Source organism: Rhodopirellula europaea 6C (assembly GCF_000338295.1).
In the GTDB taxonomy this organism is placed as follows: Bacteria; Planctomycetota; Planctomycetia; order Pirellulales; family Pirellulaceae; genus Rhodopirellula; species Rhodopirellula europaea.
This window is the reverse complement of sequence record NZ_ANMO01000067.1, coordinates 48,782-68,600: the sequence shown is the minus strand read 5'-3', so window position 1 is coordinate 68,600 and position 19,819 is coordinate 48,782. Positions and strand designations below refer to the sequence as shown.

14 protein-coding genes are annotated in these 19,819 nt (G+C 55.9%); 6 read left to right on the top strand and 8 right to left on the bottom strand.

Annotated features, from left to right (window positions below; all coding sequences use genetic code 11):
• Nucleotides 1-1,719, top strand: coding sequence for an endo-1,4-beta-xylanase (locus RE6C_RS05655; RefSeq protein WP_008654668.1), 1,719 nt, complete (start codon nt 1-3; stop codon nt 1,717-1,719).
• Nucleotides 1,720-1,893: 174 nt separating this feature from the next.
• On the opposite strand, the gene RE6C_RS05650 is transcribed toward RE6C_RS05655, so the two are convergent.
• On the bottom strand, nt 1,894-2,520 hold the full coding sequence (locus RE6C_RS05650; protein WP_008654666.1) for a DJ-1/PfpI family protein: 627 nt from the start codon (nt 2,518-2,520) through the stop codon (nt 1,894-1,896).
• Nucleotides 2,521-2,920: 400 nt separating this feature from the next.
• On the opposite strand from RE6C_RS05650, the gene RE6C_RS05645 reads away from it, so the two are divergent.
• Entirely contained in the window at nt 2,921-5,575 is a 2,655-nt protein-coding gene (locus tag RE6C_RS05645; RefSeq protein ID WP_008654664.1) for a flagellin hook IN motif-containing protein, read from the top strand.
• 421 nt (nt 5,576-5,996) lie between these two features.
• Here the strand turns inward: RE6C_RS05645 and RE6C_RS05640 are convergent, their stop codons facing one another.
• The 3 genes from RE6C_RS05640 to RE6C_RS05630 form a co-directional block, all read right to left on the bottom strand.
• Nucleotides 5,997-7,430, bottom strand: a complete 1,434-nt coding sequence (locus RE6C_RS05640; protein WP_008654662.1) for a DUF1501 domain-containing protein — start codon at nt 7,428-7,430, stop codon at nt 5,997-5,999.
• A 199-nt stretch (nt 7,431-7,629) separates the two neighbouring features.
• Nucleotides 7,630-10,854, bottom strand: a complete 3,225-nt coding sequence (locus RE6C_RS05635) for a DUF1553 domain-containing protein (protein ID WP_008654661.1) — start codon at nt 10,852-10,854, stop codon at nt 7,630-7,632.
• Between the two features lie 70 nt (nt 10,855-10,924).
• Nucleotides 10,925-12,031 carry a twin-arginine translocation signal domain-containing protein gene (locus tag RE6C_RS05630; protein WP_236617968.1) on the bottom strand — a complete coding sequence of 369 codons (1,107 nt, stop codon included), beginning with the start codon at nt 12,029-12,031 and terminating at the stop codon, nt 10,925-10,927.
• Nucleotides 12,032-12,168: 137 nt separating this feature from the next.
• On the opposite strand from RE6C_RS05630, the gene RE6C_RS05625 reads away from it, so the two are divergent.
• Nucleotides 12,169-12,906 carry an AraC family transcriptional regulator gene (locus RE6C_RS05625; protein ID WP_008654659.1) on the top strand — a complete coding sequence of 246 codons (738 nt, stop codon included), beginning with the start codon at nt 12,169-12,171 and terminating at the stop codon, nt 12,904-12,906.
• 198 nt (nt 12,907-13,104) lie between these two features.
• Here the strand turns inward: RE6C_RS05625 and hemW are convergent, their stop codons facing one another.
• The 3 genes from hemW to RE6C_RS05610 are packed head-to-tail and all read right to left on the bottom strand — an operon-like array spanning nt 13,105 to nt 15,918.
• Complete coding sequence (hemW, locus tag RE6C_RS05620) at nt 13,105-14,274, bottom strand: radical SAM family heme chaperone HemW (RefSeq protein ID WP_008654651.1); 1,170 nt, start codon at nt 14,272-14,274, stop codon at nt 13,105-13,107.
• A gap of 1 nt (nt 14,275) precedes the next feature.
• On the bottom strand, nt 14,276-15,115 hold the full coding sequence (locus RE6C_RS05615) for an MBL fold metallo-hydrolase (protein WP_008654650.1): 840 nt from the start codon (nt 15,113-15,115) through the stop codon (nt 14,276-14,278).
• A complete protein-coding gene (locus RE6C_RS05610) occupies nt 15,115-15,918 on the bottom strand; it encodes a segregation and condensation protein A (protein WP_008654649.1) in 804 nt (267 codons plus the stop codon). The genes RE6C_RS05615 and RE6C_RS05610 overlap by 1 nt, the downstream gene beginning before the upstream one ends.
• Nucleotides 15,919-16,242: 324 nt before the next feature.
• Here RE6C_RS05610 and ilvN point away from each other — a divergent pair, with 324 nt between their 5' ends.
• From ilvN to RE6C_RS05595, 3 genes are all read left to right on the top strand, one after another.
• Nucleotides 16,243-16,782, top strand: a complete 540-nt coding sequence (gene ilvN / locus RE6C_RS05605; protein ID WP_173401769.1) for an acetolactate synthase small subunit — start codon at nt 16,243-16,245, stop codon at nt 16,780-16,782.
• 61 nt (nt 16,783-16,843) lie between these two features.
• Nucleotides 16,844-17,848 (top strand): ketol-acid reductoisomerase, encoded by a 1,005-nt coding sequence (gene ilvC, locus RE6C_RS05600; RefSeq protein WP_007339869.1) that lies wholly within the window; start codon nt 16,844-16,846, stop codon nt 17,846-17,848.
• A 4-nt stretch (nt 17,849-17,852) separates the two neighbouring features.
• Nucleotides 17,853-18,479 (top strand): DUF4254 domain-containing protein, encoded by a 627-nt coding sequence (locus tag RE6C_RS05595; RefSeq protein WP_008654642.1) that lies wholly within the window; start codon nt 17,853-17,855, stop codon nt 18,477-18,479.
• A gap of 290 nt (nt 18,480-18,769) precedes the next feature.
• Here RE6C_RS05595 and RE6C_RS05590 read toward each other — a convergent pair whose 3' ends face one another.
• Nucleotides 18,770-19,606, bottom strand: a complete 837-nt coding sequence (locus RE6C_RS05590; RefSeq protein WP_008654641.1) for an amidohydrolase family protein — start codon at nt 19,604-19,606, stop codon at nt 18,770-18,772.
• Nucleotides 19,607-19,819: the final 213 nt, after the last annotated feature.

Below are 19,819 nucleotides of genomic sequence, written 5' to 3'. Positions count from 1 at the left end.
ATGTTCTCTTCAAAAAGTCTGTCGTCCTTCGCTTCGTGCTTGGTTCTGTTTTCGCTATCAGCGGGGATCCATCGGCAGGCGTCGGCACAAGATGGATTTCCTGGCGATCGTTTGAAAGAGTTGGCTCCACCCAACTTCGCCATTGGCGGAGTGATGGGCGGGTACGACACCGAGTCGCTCAACACCCCGGTCCTTGATCTGGCTCGATCGGAGTTCAATGCGGTGACGGCAAAGGCGTTCATGCCGTTTGGTCCTTGGGCCGACCCCAACCAGCCGATCGACACGTCGGGGCTCACACAGAACGTTGCTTGGGCCGTTCAGAATGGCATGCAGGTGCACGCTCACGTGCTGGTCTATCCGACTGAGAATGTTCGACTGCCTTGGTTTCAGAACTTGCCGAACGAAGACGTCGAGCAGGTGCTTCAGCAGTACACATCGACGATGGCGGGCAGTGTGTCCGGCGGTGTTTGGGTGTGGGACGTTGTCAACGAAGTCATTGGCGACAACGGCGATGTGATGGATTCCGATGGACTTCGGATGGGGCTTGGTACAGGTGAAAACTATGTGCCCTACAAAGAGTACGCGGCGATGGGGCCAGACTACATCGCGAAAGCGTTTCAGTGGGCTCACGAAGCCGATCCAAACGCGTTGCTGATTCTCAACGAGTACTCCGCCGAAACGGTGAACGACAAATCCGATCGTTTGCTGGCGTTGTGCAAACGACTGCGAGACCAAGGTGTTCCCATCGACGGAGTTGGTTTCCAAAACCACTGGCTCGACCTTCGCTACGAACCCAACTACGACAGCATTCGCGAAAATTTTCAACGGTTTGCCAACGAGGGTTTTCAAGCCTTCATCACCGAGTGTGACGTGGCGGCGGTTCAAACGCAGGATCCAGCGGGCAGTCCGCCGTCGCAGGAACAGCTTCAGCGACAAGCTCGCGTCTTCTCAAACCTGTTGCAGATCGCATTGGAACAACCTGCGTGCAAGTCATTCTTGATGTGGGACTACACCGATGAGACCTCGTGGTTGCAGGACACGGACTTCACGTTGACCTTGGCTGACCGGCGACCAGGATTTTCAGATACGGTAGTGCCGCCGGGAACGTCAATGTTCGCAACACCGATTTCAGGAGGGGATGGTGTGGTTCCGATTGCGCCGAAGTTGGCATACCTGCAGATGCAGGCGGTGCTGCTGAATCGACCTTTCGACACCTATCGAGTGACGAGTGGTTGGGATTGGCAAACGTCCTACTTGGCCCGCTTTGGGCAACCCAATTTGGATGGTCAGTTCGTTCCGGGGTCAGGGGTTTATGTGGAACGCTTGGACGATCAGTCCGAGAGCTGGTCCAGCTTGAAGTGGGAACTGGAGCGGATTGATGCGAGTGCTTATCGCATTCGCAACCTGTGGGGCGATGGGGCGGACTATCTGACTCGGCAGCCTGCCTCCAATGACGATCCTAATCAAATTCTGCCTGGTGGTACCGTCGGAATGCAGACGCTCAATGAAGCTTGGACAAGCCAGCAATGGTTTTTCATTCCGGCCGGCAACGGTGGCTTTCGATTGGTCAACGGATGGGCACCCGAAGACGGCGTTCTGACCCGCGAGGCTCAGGGCCAGAACACAGCCGGCGACTATGTACCAGGCCCTGAGGTTCGTTTACATCCACCGGCGGATTGGTCCAGCCAAGTGTGGTACTTCCACCGCATCGGCCAATGACCTGAAAGAAACCATTCGCCCGAACTAGCAAAAAGGGGACGGAGGGCAATTTGCCAGGCGTTGCACCTGGGAGTCGCGGTCGTGTGGTGCCCAAGAGGATTTTGGCTCTCTTCGGTGGACGCTTCATCGGCTGAGCATGAAGCGTGCTAAGGACGGTAAGTCACCCGCGACTGCTTAGCCTTTGGAATCGCGAGCTGCTTCGAGCTGCTTGATCCAGGGCGCGATGTAGAAACCGTTGTCTCGGTAGGTGCGTCCGCTGACGAGGTTGCCGTCAATCACACAGGGTTCATCGACGAAGATCCCGCCGCAGACTTCTAAGTCGAATTGGCACTTGGCAACCGTGGCCATTCGGCGACCACGCACGCGATCGGCGTAGGCAGGAATCTCGACCCCGTGACAAACGCTGGCGATGGGTTTGTTGGTGTCAAAGAAGTGTTGGGTGATCCGCACCAAGTCCTCGTCGTAGCGGATGTATTCCGGTGCTCGGCCGCCGGAGAAGAAGATGCCGGCGTAGTCTTCTTCCTTCACCTCGGCAAAGGGCACGTCGCAATCGAGCGTGTAGCCTTCCCATTCTTTGGTGATCGTCCAGCCGGGTTTCACCTCGTGCAGGACCAGTTGGTAGAGACGCTTTTCAGGAGCGGTCACGACCGGTTGGAATCCAGCTTCTTGCAGCCGGTAATACGGATACATCGTGTCCAGCAACTCGGTGGCATCGCCGATGACGATCAGCACTTTTTCCATGACGAAATCTTGTGGTTTGGTGGTGGGGCTGGTCGTGTGGCAACCGTTCGTCTGAGCCACAACGACGTGGGAGGTCGGTACTTTAACCTGTCACGGGACGCCGCCCCAACAGGTTGAGCTCGGCGGCCAAAACGAGACCCAGCCCCCTACGAAGCAGTGAAAACAGCTTCGGATGTGCGTTTGTTGATCGACGAGGGTGGAAAATAACGCATGTTTTTGCCGCTTCAGGTCCATTCTTGACCTAGAGTTTAGGTGCTGGCGTATTGAATGCCAGTTTTGGAGCCGGGGGGTTCCTTCTTAGGAGACATGGGCAGTTTGCTGTTCCAATCCAAGTACCCCTACGATGACAATCAGCTCCAGTACATCAACGAGTTTCGCGAGTCGGCCTCTCCTCGTCGAGAACTTTCAACTGAGCGCCCGAGCGCCCAGTCAGTCCGAACCCGAAACGCTTCTGCGTCGCGTGGACACCACGTCTGACCGGATCAACTCACTGGTTGCTGGCATCGGTGAAAAGCTGTTGGATGCCGCTCGTGCCGGAAGTTCTTTCTCGAATCTACAAGGCAGCATCGACACCGCACTGACTGAGATCAGTGAGCTCCTCGGGCAATCATTGACGTTAGGCGGATCCGAGAATTCCGTTGTTCGCGGCCTCGATTCCAGTCAGATCAAAGACCTAGAAATCTTGTCGTTGCCGCCCAATGGATCGGCACGATTTTCCGGTGGGATCACGCAACAAGCCGGCAATGCGAAGGTTTTGATCACCGATGCCGGACGTCTGCAGGGCGGCGGTTCACTCGACCTGAAGATCGGCGACTCGGAGCGTCGGATCCAGTTTCAACCCGGGCGTTCCATTGCGGGCATGGCTCAGCAAATCAATTCGAAGAACGTTGGCGTCAAGGCGATCGAGCTGGATGGGAAATTACGTTTGACTTCGCGGACTTTTCAATCGCTGGAAGCGACCGTGCGTCCCGTTCGAGTGGGACGAAACTATGGCGACAATCAACTGTTTGGAGTCAACGCGTCACAGATCGATCGTGTTGACCTAAGCCGTTTGCCTGAAGGTGTATCTGAAACGGTACAAGGACAAGTCGATTCTGTGGCTGCCGTTGCTCGGCTGACTTACCAAGGCAATGCCAGTGGATTGGTCACCGGGTCGGCAAGCTTTGATCTGAGCGGAGATCTTGGCACCGCGAATGTGGAAACCACTCGTGGTGAATCGTTGCTTTCATTTGCTGAGAAAATCAACAACGTTTCGGCATTCACTGGTGTCAAGGCAGAAGTCAACGGGAATGAGCTTCGGCTCGTATCTCAGATGAGAGGTGACGATGCGGAAGTGCGATTGTCCAACGTCGTTCGACAATTTCGTCCGACGATTGAAGGGGTGAATGCGGCGCAGATTCCACGTTTCGATTTGCAAAGCATCGCGGATGGAGCCGTGGTCGAATTATCCGGCACCGTCACCACCGCTGCGGACACTGCGAAGTTGCAATACCAGGGTAGTGGCGGCAGCGTAGCCGACACCGCCTTGTTCACACTTTCGGGCAACCTGGGCAGCGAACAAATTGCCATCGTCCAAGGTGAATCGCTAAGCGATGTCCGTGATCGAATCAATGCGGAGACAGAGTCCACGGGAGTGGTCGCCACGGTCGACGGCGACACGCTTCAGTTCAGCGGTCAAACGATTGGATCGTCCGAAAGCATTCAGGTGACGTTGGATGACATCACTCAATACGTCGATGTCGAAGGCGTCAACGCGGGGCAGATTCAAGGGTTCACGGTGAATTCGTCCGAGCCCCGGTCGACCAACACTTTGAGCGGAACCGTCGACCAAACGGCAACCAAAGGCCAGCTGACCTACGATGGTATCTTGGGCTCTGTCGGTGGTATTGCGACGTTCAATCTGACAGGTGAGTTGGGGACGGCTGAAATCGATGTTTCCGCTTTTCAATCGCTCAGTTCTCTTCGCGACGACATCAACGACCGAACGGGTGACACGGGCGTGGTGGCGACGCTGTCCGGCAGTAGGCTGACGCTGGAAAGCCAAGGTGAGGGCTCGGATGGTATTGTCGAAGTAGACGTTGTTTCGGGCTCCTTCGACACCGATGGCGGGGATGGAAACGGGAACGCCGCTGGCACGGATGCCCAATTGACCATCAATGGTGAATCCGTCGTGGCCGATGGGAACCATGTGGACTATGCCGATTCACTCGGATCGTATTCTTTTGACGTGCAGTCCGGGTTCACAGGCACGTTCGACTCGATTGAAGTGACCACATCAGACGGTACCTTTGACCTTTCCGGAGGTGATGAAACCGGTACGGCTTACGGAGTCGATGCAGAGGCCACTATCAATGGTCAATCGTTCGTCGCGGATGGCGATGAATTTGGTGTCACCATCGATTCCGCTGTGATGACATTTGATATCGAAACTGGATTTCTGGGAGCGATTGACCCCATCACTTTGCGATCTGATGAAGATGAGTTTTCTATCACGGGTGGAGATGGAAACGGCAACGCTTATGGGCAAGACGGCCAAGCAACCATCAACGGCCAAACCTACACTTCATCCACCAACACGTTCGAGGTGTCCCTCGGCGAGAGTTCGATCGACTTGGAGTTTGTTGACGGGTTTGTAGGAGCCCTGGACACATTTGAAATCGATTCCGAGGTCACTGTGCAACGTCGCACTGGTGCTCCCAGTACCTACCGATCATCAGCGACTCGCGAACAGTTCATAATGAACGGTCAAGAAGTGACCAAGGTCGACGGACGATACGAATTCGAGCAGGATGGCGTGCGGATCGGTTTCCAACTCGCCGAAGGTTTTCGTGGCAGTTTTGACAACTTCACGATCAACGCCAATGGGTCCGCATCGGAGTCCTATCGCAGTTCTAAAATGGAGGCGTTGACTGGTACAACGCTGGAAGCAACCCAGACCGCGCTGGCGGATCTGTTTCAACTGGCATCGGGTGGAAAGTACGACAGCGAAAACGTGGACGCGCTGGATGCCTACAACGTGACGAAAGACGCTTTGGCCAATTTGCAATCGATGTTTGGTGTTTCCTCCCGGCAAGGTCGTTCACTCAACGGATTGCTGTTCGATCAAAGCGCGTGAGTGTTGTCGCAATGCAGCTTTCGTGTGTGATGCGGTAGGACGGGGCAATCGCGGATTGCATGAAGTCCAGAAAGATCGCGAGCTAAAAGGATGAGTCTAGGGCCGGGCTTATTATGGCTGTGGAAAAGTAATTTTAGACTGGTTTGCCAAGTTGTATCGCAAATGAAATGTTCAACGCAGCCATCGTGTTGAGAAAGGGGACGCCCCAAAATCGAAATGGAAATCGATCCACGCAGCAATGACAACGTTCTAAAGAAGTACGCAATCGGACCATTTTGTGCGGTGCAAGCAAAGGCACGTTCGAGTAAACGCTTTCATATAGATGACGTTATTGTGTTCTTCGATTCACGATGCAAATTCATATGCGTTGCCAACGAACCTGGTGCGTTGAAGTACCGGACGCAAATTGGTTGTGGGGAAATCAATCAAGAATGTCGCGAACGACGCGACCGTGAACATCGGTCAATCGAAACCGGCGGCCTTGGTACTTGTAGGTCAGTCGCTCGTGATCGATTCCCATTAAATTCAAGATGGTCGCGTTGAAGTCGTGCACGTGGACACCATTTTCTGCCACGTTGTAGCTGAACTCGTCCGTCGTTCCGTAACTCATTCCAGGACGGGCTCCGCCGCCGGCCATCCAGGTCGTGAAGCAACGCGGATGGTGATCGCGGCCATAGTTGCCTGGGGTCAACGTGCCTTGTGAGTACGACGTGCGTCCAAATTCACCGCCCCAGATGACCAAGGTGTCATCCAACATTCCCAGACGCTTGAGATCCTTCACCAGTCCGGCGGACGCTTGGTCGGTTTCCTTGGCTTGGCCAGTGATTCCCTTGGGCAGGTTGGAGTGCTGGTCCCATCCTTGATGGTAGAGCTGAATGAAGCGAACGTCGCGCTGAGCCAATCGACGAGCCAGCAAGCAGTTGGCGGCGAAGGTTCCCGGTTGCTTGGCGTCTTCACCGTACAACTCGAATGTGGACTCCGGTTCGTCGGAGAAATCCGTGGCGTCAGGCACGCTGGTTTGCATCTTGAACGCCATCTCGTACTGAGCGATCCGCGATTGGATCTCCGGATCAAATTCGCGTTGATACTGGTGCGAATTCAAGCGGTTGATCGAGTCGAGCTGTTGACGGCGATGATCACGAGAAATTCCGTCTGGGTTGGACAAATACAACACGGGATCTTCACCACCGCGGAACTGGACACCTTGATACTTGGAATCCAAAAATCCGTTGCCCCACAAACGTGAGTAGAGCGGTTGGCCGCCTTGGCCTTTGGTGACCAGCACCACAAAGGCGGGAAGGTCATCGTTTTCGCTGCCCAGCCCGTAGGAGATCCAGGAACCTAGCGATGGCCGGCCAGCGATCTGCGACCCGGTTTGAAAGAACGTGATCGCGGGGTCATGGTTGATCGCTTCGGTGTGCATCGATTTGATGAAGCACACATCGTCAACGATGTCGCGGTGATACGGCAGCAGTTCGCTCAACCAAGCACCGGATTGACCATGTTGAGCAAACTTGAACTTGGAAGCCGCGACCGGCAGCGAGCTTTGGTTCACCGACATGCCGGTCAAGCGTTGCTCGCCACGAACCTGGGGAGGCAATTCGCGTCCGTGCATTTGTTCGAGCATCGGCTTGTGATCGAACAAGTCTTGCTGGGCGGGACCGCCGGATTGAAACAAGTAGATGATCCGTTTTGCTTTGGGAGCAAAGTGCATCCCGCCAAGATCGGCAGTGGGTGTCGCAGCCGAGGCCATGTCTCGTCCGAGCAAGTGCGCGAGTGCGGCGGCACCGACGGTGGAGGTGGCTTGTTTGAGGAAGACACGGCGTTTGGATTGCAGTGAGAAATCAGGAGTCATGATGGGTTCCCTCGCATGAAAGATGGCGAGACAGGTGGTGGCTTGGAAGTTCGATAAAACGATTCGGGGAAGGGCGGCCCTAGCGGGCCGTTGATTGAATGAGCCGCACCGCGTTAGCGGCGGTTGGTCAGACGCCAACCGGGGCTAACGCCCATCGGCTAATTGTTGCCATTCGGTATGCGACTAAATCAACAATCGGCTAGCGTTTCCAAATCGTCGCGTCCAAGTTCAGGATGACTTGGCACAGTGAAGTCGTGGCAGCGAGTTCGGCGAGGGAAACGTCGCTGGGTAATTCGCGTTCACCGATCGACAGGTAGCTTTTGGCTGCCTCGATGTCTTTCTCGAAGAACGTTTGCTCTTGTTGATAGAGCGTGACGAGCTCTTCCAGTTCGGTTGCATCGGGACGTCGTCCTGACAATTGCAAGAAAGCGTTCTCGATTCGTTGTTCGGGTGCTTCGTTGCTCATCAATGTGGTCGCTAGTACCCGAGCGGCTTCGATGAATTGCTCATCGTTGAGCAGCACGAGTGCTTGCAATGGCGTGTTGGTTCGCGATCGTTTGACCGTGCAGACTTCACGCGACGATGCGTCGAAGACCATCATGTTGGGAAGCGGAGCGGTGCGTTTCCAAACGGAATACAGCGACCGGCGGTACAGCGATTTACCAACCGATTGTTGATACGGTGGCGACATCCCGTTGGATTCTCGCCAAAGGTCTTGGCCCGGTTGATAAGGCGACACAGGAGGTCCGCCCATTTCTGGGTTCAGCAATCCGGAAGCGGCCAAGGCGAGGTCGCGAATTTGTTCGGCCGCGAGTCGATAGGACGGGCCGCGGGCAAGCAATCGATTGGTCGGGTCGCTGTTGAACTGTTCCTGCGTGCAGCGAGAATCTTGACGATAGGTCGCGGAGAGCACGATGTTGCGGCACAGGCGTTGGATGTCCCAGTCGTGATCAACAAAATCGCGAGCCAACCAATCGAGAAGCTTGGGATGAGTTGGCAGGTCGCCTTGCAAACCAAAGTTCTCGGGCGTGCGGACCAACGGATCGGCGAAGAAATTGCCCCACAGTCGGTTGACGGCAACGCGAGCAGTCAGCGGGTGCTCGGGATGCGTGATCCATTGAGCCAACCCCAAGCGATCCTTCGGAGCGTCCTCAGGGAATGGAATCGGGATGGCTTTTAAAACCGTTCGTTCGACCCGTGTGGTTTCGTCGGTCTCGGCATCGTATTCCCCGCGGAGCAACAGGTGCGTTTCGCGAGGTTCGTCCATCTCACGCATGATCGGGATCTCTTGGATGACTTCTTCGGCCATCACGAATTCATGTCGAGCCTGGCGAAGTTGAGCAAACGCGTCGCGAGCGTCTTGATCCAATGCGGACGCGAACGTTGCTGCGTCAGCGGGCCGAGCTTCACCCGTCGCCAAAACTTGCAGTTCAAGCGAAGTCAGGTTGCGTTCGTAAAGTCGGACGTCGTCGATCAATCCGCCGGCGAACCCGCGGGCTCGGAAGCGTTGGCCGATCACGAATTCACCACCGTGATCCACTACGACGTTGCATGATTTTTTCAGCTCGTCACGAAGTGTCACCGTTTCCAGTTCGCGACCGTCGAGGAAAAGCTTCAGCCCTGATGCCTGGGACGATCCGTCATAGGTTGCCGCGACTTGATGCCACTGTTTGGCTGGGATTGGTTCCACCGTGCGAACGCTGATGGCATTTCCTGGCCAAACCCGAGCCATGCGTGATTCGAGGTGGCCGTCTTGGATCGTCAGGTCGTATCCGTTGTAGCCGCAGTCCGTTCCGCGAGTGTGATGGACGATCAGGCTGCGTTCGGGCGATCGTTCAGGATCGTTGAGCGTGACAACGACGGTGAAGGGCGTCCAGCGATCGAGCGGTTCGATGTCATGTGTGGTCACACCGCGTTCGCCATCCAGATGCAATGCCATCCGTTTGGTCGGGGTATCCGGTTGATCTGATGTCGCTTCTTTGGAATCGTCTTTAGCAGCCGAGCGGGCTTTCTCGTCATCGGCAAGCGTGGGATTCAGACGAGCGATCTCACAGTCTTCGACGGGCACCAAGTCACACATCTTCGCCCAAGATCGATCGGACTCGGACGGGTGATAAATCGGTTTGACGGCGTTGTCGAAACCTTGATCAAACGTCAACGCGAGTCGCAGGTCGGGAATGTCGTCGGCGGTGATGGAGGTTGCTTCGCTGGTATGAAAACGCTTCTTGGCATCCGCGGAAACGGACTTGTATTCGCGTTCGGATATGGCCAATTTGGTGCGAGCCAGCTCAAGTGCAGCGGATTCTTCTTCGGTGGGAAGCAGCATCGACGGGCACGGGACTTTCTCGGTGCGGTCGTACACGCCGCTTTCGTCAATCGAATTGAAGAACGCCGACAGCGAATAGAAATCGCGAGCGGTGATCGGGTCGTACTTGTGATCGTGGCAGCGGGCACATTCCAACGTCAGTCCCATCACCGCGGTGCTGAAGGTGTGAACGCGATCGGCCGCGTTTTCGATTCGCCACTCTTCAAAGACCGCGCCGCCTTCGTTGTTGAGACGATGGATGCGATTGAACGCGGTCGCCAGTCGCTGGTCTCGCGTGGGGTCTTCCAATAAGTCGCCGGCGATTTGCCAGGTCAAGAAATCGTCGTAAGGAAGGTTCTGATTCAGGGCACGAACGACCCAGTCACGGTAGGGCCACTGCGTGTTGAGTTTGTCGCTTTGGTAGCCATAGGAATCGGCGTAGCGAGCGACGTCGAGCCAAGCGATCGACATGTGTTCGCCGAACGCGGATGATTGCAGAAGTTGATCGACCGCATCGGTGTACGCTTTTTCGCGATCGGTTTGGACGGCTTGCTCGAAGTTTCGGATCGTTTCCGCCGATGGTGGCAATCCGGTCAGGTCCAAGGTGACCCGTCGCAACCATCGCAATGGATCCGCTTCCACGTTGGGTTGTTGCCCGGCCGCTTCGATTTTCGCCAATACAAATTGGTCAATGGTTTGCTTGGGCCATTCAGTCTGTTTGACCTGCAGTACTTCCACCGTCCGCGGTAGTTTCTCGAAGGACCAATGGGCTGCATAAGGAGATCCCTCTTCGATCCAACGTTTCAGCAGATCCTTCTGTTCTGCGGTCAATTCCAAATTCGCGTGCGGCGGTGGCATCACGAGGTCTGGATCATCGCTCTGAACACGATCCAGCAGTTCGTCCGATTCCAAAACGTACGCCGCGTCTTCTCGGATATCCAAACGCAGGTCCGCTTCCCGAGTGGCTTCATCGGGACCGTGGCAGAAATAGCAACGGTCCGAAAGAATCGGGCGGATGTCACGGTTGAAATCAATGTCGTCGGCCGCGAAGGCAACGGTGCAACTCACCGTCGGCCAAACGAGAAGCAGAGGTAGGAAAGAACGAATCGAAACGAACATATTGAACTAGCAGCTGTGGGGAAGGTTGCTGGGGTGCAGGACGGTCCGGGCGGGCAGACTCCGGCGCGGACTAAATGCGTTCGAGTTTGATCGGCGGCGTGTGGTTGGCGTTCCACTGGCACACGTACAGGTTCTTGTCTTCGTCGACGCAAACATCGTGACCGTGCATGATCGGCTGGCTCTCGAGTTGGTAAGACTTTTGAAGCACCCCATCGACATACTCGGGTTCGGAACCACCTGGGTTGGAAACGACTTGGTCGCCTTCCAAGATGGTCATGAATCCCGTGTGTCCCGCCCAAGGCGATCCTCCCGAACGCGGTTGAGACCAGCAGACTCCCGCGTACAAGTTTTGGTCGTCGATGACCGGGCGACAGACTCGCATGTTCGGCAGCGAAACCGTCTTCACGTATTGGCCGTCCAGCGTGAAGTACTTGAAGCAACATTCACTGCGTGAGGTGCAGACGATTAAAGGTTGATTCGGGTCGCGGGTGTCGAGTGCGACTCCGTGGGCGTTCTTCAGATTCGTGTTGGGGTCTTCGTTGTTGTGCCCACCCCAGTGGCGAATGTATTCGCCGTTGCTGTTGTACTGGATCACATAGTCTTTGCCGTAGCCATCGGCCACATAGATGTCGCCATTGGGACCGACCGTGGTTTCGGTTGGGCAAAACGGATCGCCGGCGTTGTAGATGCCAATGGTTTGTGGGTGCCCGATGTCAAACAAGATGCGGCCGTCCAGCGACATCTTGGTCACGCGGCCGTTGTTGCGGATCGATTTGCCGTTGCGATCAAGCGTCCATCCGCCATCGGTGATCAGCAGGAATTCTTCGTCACCTTCGTCCATCAAGCTGAGGCCATGACCGCCGGGGAAGATGGTTCCCCAGGCATCCAGCAGTTTGCCGGATTTGTCAAAGACGAGGATGTTGTTGTCGGTGTGGTCGCCGATCATGAACAGCCGACCGCTTTTGTCTTGCACCATTTCGTGACAATTGAGAAGCGGCGTTCGGAGCACGCTGATTTGGGCCCAATCGCGAATCACGCGATAGCGATAATCGCCGTGCCCGATGATCTCGGGCTCATCCTTGGGCGGAGCTGCGGTCAACGTGTGAGTGGCAGCGGTCGCGGCGAGAGCGGTGACAGCTGATTTTTGCAAGAAGTCGCGGCGGGGTGTCTGGGTCAAGATTCAAGATCCAGCAGGAGCGATGGGATGCGAGCGAAGCGTGGCCCCGCACGGGAATGACTGATTCGCAGACCAGTTTCGCTGGGAAAACGCTGGTTGTCTTGCATGAAGCGATTATTCTTGTGTAAAAAAGCAGCATGAAAAAGACACTCAATAGACAAGCGTTTTTCGCTCGTTTGGCTCCCGGACAGGAGATATTGAAGCTGTTCGATTGGATGCCCGATGTGTCGTTTTTCGTCAAAGATCGCGAGGGTAGGTTCATGGCGCTCAATCGCCGCGGCTGTGAGTACTGCGGAGTGTTGTCTGAGTCGGAAGCAATCGGAAAGACCGATCACGACTTCTTTCCAAAGACACGGGCGGACGAATACCGCGAAGACGATTTGCAGGTGATGGAATCGAAGGAAGCGATCATCAACCGAATCGAAAGTGCGCCTGAAGAAGCGGGGTCGCCGCGATTGGTTACGACCAGCAAGATTCCGCTGAAGGATCGTCGTGGACGTGTGATCGGCGTCGCGGGTTTTTCACGTCAAGTCGAGCGGATGCAATCGGGCAGCGCGGACTCGTTGGAAAAAGTGATGCAGTACATCCACGCTCACTATCGAGAAGACATTCCGACGGGGCACTTGGCTGAGATGGCGGGGTTGTCGGCGAGCCATTTTGAGCGGCGATTCCGATTGGCGTTTGGTGCTTCACCACGACAGTATTTGATCCGCGTTCGAGTGGAGAACGCGGCGCGATGGTTGCGAGAAACGGACGAGCGTGTGACCACGATTGCGCAAAGTTGCGGCTTCTATGACCACGCACACTTCAGTCGCAGTTTTCAGCGGATCATGAAGATGTCGCCGACGGAGTATCGCAAACGCAAACAGAGTTGAATGCCGCTCCCTCAGAGTAGAACAATTGGCCCCCATTGTTCGGTCAGGCAGCGTTCTCTTTCAAGCTATTTTCCATATTCAAAGAAACGATCTCACTGAACTTCCAACGCGTGAAGCAAAGACGCTGAAGTTCCACCCATTCACTTCGACCTTTTTCGCGAAGCAACCCAGCGACGCAAGCAGTTGAGGGCAGCGGGTCTACTTTGGCTCAGACAGCAGAGCGGTTGCGACTGTGTCTGCGAACAGGATGCCGCGACGGGTGAGTTGCAAATGGTGATTCTGGTGCGTGACCAGTTCCATCGATTGAAGTTTGGTCAGCGTTTGGGCAAGCAAGGTTTCCAGGTTGATTGAAGTGCGGTCATGAACCGTGGAAAGGTCGATCCCGTCGAGCTGACGGATGCCGAAGGCGGCCAGTTCACGAGCGTACTGTTCCAATGTGATGGTCTCGGTTTCGTCGGTTGCACTTCGGCCCGCTAGCATGCGTTTCAGATAGGTCGTCGTGCTTCGATGATTGACCTCACGTCGACCGTCAACGAAGCGTGCGGCTCCTGGACCAACGGCGTGCCAGCCACGTCCTGCCCAGTAGGCCAGGTTGTGTTGGCATCGGAAGGACTCTCGGGCGAAGCTGCTGATCTCGTACTGCTGCCAACCGTCGCTTGAGAATTGTTGTTGAGCGGCTTCGTACATTTGCAGTTCGAGCGTCTCATCGGTTTGTGCCAAATCACCGCGAGAGCGCCGTGACCAGAAGGAGGTGCCTTTTTCGAATGTCAGGGCATAGGTGGAGACATGCGAGATCGAGGAGGCTGCGGCGATCGACAAATCATTTTGCCAAGTCGCGAGAGTTTCGTTCGGGGCACCAAAGATCAGATCGATCGAGACATTGCCGACTCGTTGGTGAGCGGCTTCGATCGCATCGAGTGCGATGGATTCGTCATGGCCTCGTTCGAGGCATCGCAATTTGTCGGCGTTGAACGATTGAACGCCGAGGCTGATCCGATTGACGCCGATGGCTTGCAAAGCATCCAGGCACTCGGGCGAGATGTCTTCGGGGTTGGCTTCCGCGGTGATCTCAGCATCGTCGGCGATTGGAAACGCCTCCGCGATGGCTCGGTGCAGTCGTTGCAGATGTGCGGCTGACAATCGCGTTGGCGTGCCACCGCCCAAGAAGATTGTTTGCAGCGGCAAATCTCGCGACGAGTTGTCGATGCCTTTGAGTTCTCGCTCGACGGCATCAATGTATTGATCTTGTAGCTCGTCGCGACCAGCGATTACGCTGAAGTTGCAGTAACCGCAACGATGACGACAGAACGGAACGTGCACATACAGCGACTGTGGTTGGGGCCAGCCGCCGGGAGGAATGCACGTCATGTTAGATCCAAAGTTTCAGCCGGTCGTCCAGCATGCCGGGCAATGCTTTTTTGACAAAGCGTCGGATTTGGACGTCGGTGTAACGCGTGCTGGCGTGAGACCCGATGATCAGTTCGTTCTTGAAGTTGTCCGCTCGTTCGCGATAGTCATCCACGTGCATGTGACCATGTTTATGGATTTTCGATCGGCGATGTTCGGGCGCAGCAAACGTGAGTTCACTGATCAGAATCTTGGACTCATAGAACTCGGGATTGTTGTCCAATCCCTTGGGTGATGTGTCGCCGGTGTAAGCGAACACGGGCACGCGTTGCTCGGTCGTGATTTCGGTGCCGGCCATCTTCAGGTCGCGAATTTTTTCGCCGGGCAGGTCCAGGTACTCGGGTTTGAGTTTGTGTCGACGTTGATAGACGATGAACCCGAGTGCATCGATTGTGTGATGCACGTTCATGGATTTCACAACGTACTCACGACCAATTTTGGTTTCGTCGCCATCCAGCAATCCGATCAACTCGCACGGCATCGCGCCACGATCGAGGCTGCGGAAGGTTTGCAACACCTTCCACGCCATGTCGACCGCTGAATCAGGCAGGTAGATGATTGGCGGATCCATCTTCATCATTCGGCGGCGGGACACATACGCGGGGAGAGCCGCGATGTGATCCAGGTGCGCGTGCGAGATGAACATGGTCGGCGTGCCCATGAAGTCCCAGGGTTGGACTCCGACATCAAAGAGCAACTTGAGTTCGTTGACTCGCCAGCAGGTTTGCACGGCGGCACGCGAATAGCCCTCGATCGTCAGTCCATCATGGACATGCGAAAGAATTGGAATGTTGTCGACCATCACCGCATCCGGATCGGCATGTTGCTGTTGTCGATCGAGTCGGTGCCGTAGTTGTCGACTTCGTTGACGTTCAAATTGTCTGAATAGCGTTCGGTCCGCACGACTTCGATTTCACCTTCGTCGTTTTGGTCGACCGCAGCACCGTGGTGCCGAGTCAGTTCCAACATGGCCAGGAACCAACCGATGTAGGCCGATTTGTGTTGCCCGGCGGACACCAAATCAACCAGCGGAACACGGGGGTGGACCGCCAGTTCTTTGTGGATCTTTTGCATATAGACGTGAATGGGGGTGTCGTCGTAGATGACCTCGGTGGCCGGTGGCCCGGCGGATTCACGCATGATCCGTCCAAAGGCACTGACCAAGTCCCAGATCTCCAGCTCGACGATAGGTTGATCGGCCGGATCGTTGCGGCGGGTCGGGAGGTCGTCGGCGACGCGTTCAAATCGGGTTTGCCAACGAGCGGACATTTCGTCCAGCACAGCCGCCGCGTCGCGAATTTCTTTGTATTGCAGGAGGCGTTCGACCAACGCTTCGTGGGTGTCTTCGACGGCTTCTTCTGCGGTTTCGTCTTCAATTTTGGGAAGAACCGCCTGGCTTTTCATTTCCACCAAGGTGGCGGCCAGTTCCAGGAAATCACCAACTTCGCCCAGATCAAGCTCCTGGAGTACGTCCAAGTGAGCGACGTATTGGTCGACCACTTTGGCCAGCGACATCTCCGTCAGCGACAATTCTTGGCGGCGGACCAAGTACAGCAGCAGATCGATTGGCCCTCGATAGACCGGCAAATCGATGCGAAAGCTCATGCAGTGGGTCGCTCAGGAACAGAAAGGGCTGAAAGTTAGGTGAATGAGGGAAAAAAATGGCAGGAACAGGTTCGAGAGGCGAGCTGGTTCCGTAGGAATTGGCTTCCCAAGCGGGGCTGCTTGCGAACATTCGGCGTCTGGAAGTGCTCTGTCCCGGCAGATCGAGCAACGAGTTTGCAGCGATTGGTCCGAAGCCCTTGGCAGCGTCAACCTCCAAAATTATCATGCGTCGCTCTTGATCGCGACCCTTCCGTTGTATTTGTCGCGTCTTCGACGCGATTGGCGATCTTTTTTGCTCTCACATGGCGACTCACAGGCATTTTCATGGCCAGTCCCAACCAACGTCATTTGCTCTCGGCGCTCGTTCAAAACGTGCCCGGAGTGCTTGCACACATTTCCGGAATGCTCGCTTCCCGCGGTTACAACATTGATTCGTTGGCTGTCGGTGAAACCGAGGATCCAACGCTTTCGCGAATGACGTTTGTCGTTGTCGGCGACGACCAAGTCCTCGACCAAGTCCGCAAACAACTCGAGAAAATCGTCACGGTCGTGCGTGTGCTGGATATCAGCTCCAACGATTACGTCGAACGCGATCTCCTGCTGGTCAAAGTCACCGCACCCGCAGGTGGCGTCCGCAGCGAAATTCGCGAATTGGTCGATATCTTCCGCGGTCAAATCGTCGATGTCGGCGAAGGGGAAGTGATGATCGAAATCAGCGGCCGAGCCAACAAGGTCCAGGCTTTCATTGAACGAATCGATCGCTATGGCATCGTCGAACTGGTCCGGACGGGCCGGATCGCGATGGTTCGCAGTGGTTCGCAAATCACCTCGAGTGAGCCCGCTGCCGAAACCGTCCAAGCCTAACACCGATTCTGTACCGATCCCTTCCAAATCATCTTTCCCCACACACCCTGAGTGACTTCTCATGGCAGCCACCATTTACTACGAAAACGACGCCGACCTGTCCCACTTGAAAGGCAAGAAGGTCGCGATCTTGGGTTACGGTTCGCAAGGACACGCCCAAGCTCAAAACCTGCGTGACAGCGGTTGCGAGGTCATCATTGGCCAGCGTCCCGGCAGTGCAAACTACGACTTGGCCGTCTCGCACGGGTTCGAGCCCATGTCGATCGCCGAGGCCACCAAGGCAGCCGACGTCATCAACGTGTTGCTTCCCGATGAAGTTCAAGCGGACATCTATCGCGATTCGATTCGTGACAATTTGTCCGAAGGCAACGTGTTGATGTGCTCGCACGGTTTCAACATTCACTTCGGTCAAATCGATCCTCCCAAGGGCATCGACACTCTGCTCGTCGCTCCCAAGGGCCCCGGCCACTTGGTCCGCAGCGAGTACGAAAAGGGCGGCGGCGTTCCTGCGTTGATCGCACTGGGCGAAGGTGCTTCGGAAACCACCAAGCAAATCGGTTTGGCATACGCCAAGGGCATCGGCGGAACTCGCGGTGGTGTCATCGAAACCACTTTCGCGGAAGAAACCGAAACCGACTTGTTCGGCGAACAAGTTGTCTTGTGCGGTGGTGTCAGCGAATTGGTCAAAGCTGGTTTCGACACGTTGGTCGAAGCTGGTTACCAGCCTGAAATGGCTTACTTCGAGTGCATGCACGAACTGAAGTTGATCGTCGATTTGTTGTACGAAGGTGGCTTGAGCTACATGCGATACAGCATCAGCAACACCGCTGAGTACGGCGATTACGTCACCGGCCCACGCATCATCACCGATGAAACCAAAGCCGAAATGAAGAAGGTTCTCGAAGAGATCCAACAAGGCGAGTTCGCTCGCAAGTGGATCAGCGAAAACCGTGCGGGTGCTCCTTTCTTCAAGGCGACCCGTCGTCGCGAACGTTTGCACGGTGTCGAGCAAATCGGTCTCGGCCTTCGCCGCATGATGAACTGGATCGACGAAAAAGAAGTTTGATCCGGTGAGCGGCCCCGCTGACGATTCAGGCCGCATTCCAAAGGTCACCGGTTCGGTCCAAGACTGGACGCAATTGCAGATCGATTGCGTCCGCCGGTGGCACGATGAACCCATGGCCAACCCGTACTCGGGTTGGCTGGGTTGGGTGTGCCAGCAACACGCTTTCAATTTCAAGTTGTGGCACGAAGAAGACGTCGCACGCAATCCAAACGTGACCGATGCTCGCATCGCGGAAGTCAAACGTTCCATCGATCGGCTGAATCAACAGCGAAACGATTGGATCGAAAAGCTGGACGACGCGATCACGGAATTCATCCAGCAATCGAGCGTGGTGGTTGCTGAAGACGCTCCGATCAACACCGAGACGCCCGGCAGTGCGATTGACCGGTTGTCGATCATGTCGCTGCGTTTGTTTCATTACGCCGAGCAGTTGCAACGGCAGGATGTCGATGCCGGGCACCGATCCAAGGTGGAGGCGAGGTGGTTGCTTTGCCAAGTCCAACACGCGGATCTTTCGGCGTCGTTGCAAACGTTGATCGATGACATTTTCGCTGGCCGCAAACGTCACAAGACGTACCGCCAAATGAAGATGTACAACGACCCCAGCCTCAACCCCGAGATGTCAGGTTGAGGGGTCGGGTTTTGGTGGCCTTGCTAACGCGGCGGGTTATGAAATGAGCGACGCATTGGCGTGCGTTGCTTGCTCGCCTCGCTTTGTTCCAAAGCATCGGTTCGGATGCCATGTGAGACATGGCCTACATGTCTCCGTAGCCGAATTCGCCAAGAATTCGGACGGGCTTGGGCGAGCCATGTCGGCGGGCAACCTGTAGCACGGCGGTCTCCGCCGTGAGCTCCCCTCGGCGGTGGCATCCGGCATTGCATCCATCGTGCTCCGAATTCTTGGCGAATCCGGCTACATCGTTAGGCGTCCAACCCATACGCCTTGATGGCGTTGCCGGCGAAGAAGGCGGCTTGTTCGTCGTCGCTCAATTCCGAGGCCAATTCGCGAACGGTGTCCAGCCATTGTTTGTGGCCGGTTCTGAGCAAGCACACTGGCCAGTCACTGCCGAACATCAGACGCTGCGGCCCGAAGGCTTCCAAAGCAACGTCCCAGTACGGACGAATGGTTTCGATGTTCCATTCGGCGTCGCGAACTTCGGTGGCCACGCCAGAGAACTTGCAGGTCAGATGTTCGCGGCGGGCGAGTTCTTTGAAGTGAGGTTCCCACTGGGGATCCATCTTGCCGCCTGAGATCGGTGGCTTGGCAATGTGGTCGACCACCATCGGCAAACTCGCGTGGCGGTCCGCGAAATCGATCGCGGCGGGAAGCTGTTTGGCGAAGATCAGAATGTCATAGACCAAGTTGTGTTGGCCGAGCAGCGAGACGCCGTGGTTGAACGCTTGGCCATCGAGAAATCGATCGTCCGGTTCGTCTTGGACAACATGTCGCATGCCGACCAACTTGTCGGTACCGGAGACGGATTCCAACTGCGATTCGATGTCGGAATCCGCCAAGCCGATCCAGCCGACCACGCCGTGAATCAAGGGTTCTTCGGAAGCGATTTTCAGCAGGTCCTCGGTTTCTCGCATCGACTGACGAGCCTGAACGCTGACGAAGCCATCGACTCCGCTTTCAGCGGCGATCTCGCGTAATTGTGCGGCGAGGAAGTCCTGGCGAAGGACGCTCATGTCGTCGCTGATCCAGCCGTATTCTTCTGGATCGTAGGCCCAAAGGTGGTGGTGCGAATCGATCAACATGATGGTTTTCTCTATAGAGAAATGTGGTTTGGGGAAGGTGTTCGGCGTGGCAAACCACGCGCGAGCCACATCCTATCTTGCAATGCCAACAAGGGAACCTGAAGGCTGGTCGGTGTGTCCTGCTTGAGCAACAAAATGGTGCCTGACGGGCCGCTGCCGATCCCGCGATCATCCCGGTGGAGGACCACCGAGCGACGGATGCACTCGTCACCC

What these genes read in the sequence shown, in the direction of transcription:
- RE6C_RS05655 (WP_008654668.1), top strand. Translation starts at nt 1, where the DNA reads ATGTTCTCTTCAAAAAGTCTGTCGTCCTTCGCTTCGTGCTTGGTTCTG.
- RE6C_RS05640 (WP_008654662.1), bottom strand. Translation starts at nt 7,430, where the DNA reads ATGACTCCTGATTTCTCACTGCAATCCAAACGCCGTGTCTTCCTCAAA.
- RE6C_RS05635 (WP_008654661.1), bottom strand. Translation starts at nt 10,854, where the DNA reads ATGTTCGTTTCGATTCGTTCTTTCCTACCTCTGCTTCTCGTTTGGCCG.
- RE6C_RS05625 (WP_008654659.1), top strand. Translation starts at nt 12,169, where the DNA reads ATGAAAAAGACACTCAATAGACAAGCGTTTTTCGCTCGTTTGGCTCCC.
- hemW (WP_008654651.1), bottom strand. Translation starts at nt 14,274, where the DNA reads ATGACGTGCATTCCTCCCGGCGGCTGGCCCCAACCACAGTCGCTGTAT.
- RE6C_RS05615 (WP_008654650.1), bottom strand. Translation starts at nt 15,115, where the DNA reads ATGGTCGACAACATTCCAATTCTTTCGCATGTCCATGATGGACTGACG.
- RE6C_RS05610 (WP_008654649.1), bottom strand. Translation starts at nt 15,918, where the DNA reads ATGAGCTTTCGCATCGATTTGCCGGTCTATCGAGGGCCAATCGATCTG.
- ilvN (WP_173401769.1), top strand. Translation starts at nt 16,243, where the DNA reads ATGGCCAGTCCCAACCAACGTCATTTGCTCTCGGCGCTCGTTCAAAAC.
- ilvC (WP_007339869.1), top strand. Translation starts at nt 16,844, where the DNA reads ATGGCAGCCACCATTTACTACGAAAACGACGCCGACCTGTCCCACTTG.
- RE6C_RS05590 (WP_008654641.1), bottom strand. Translation starts at nt 19,606, where the DNA reads ATGTTGATCGATTCGCACCACCACCTTTGGGCCTACGATCCAGAAGAA.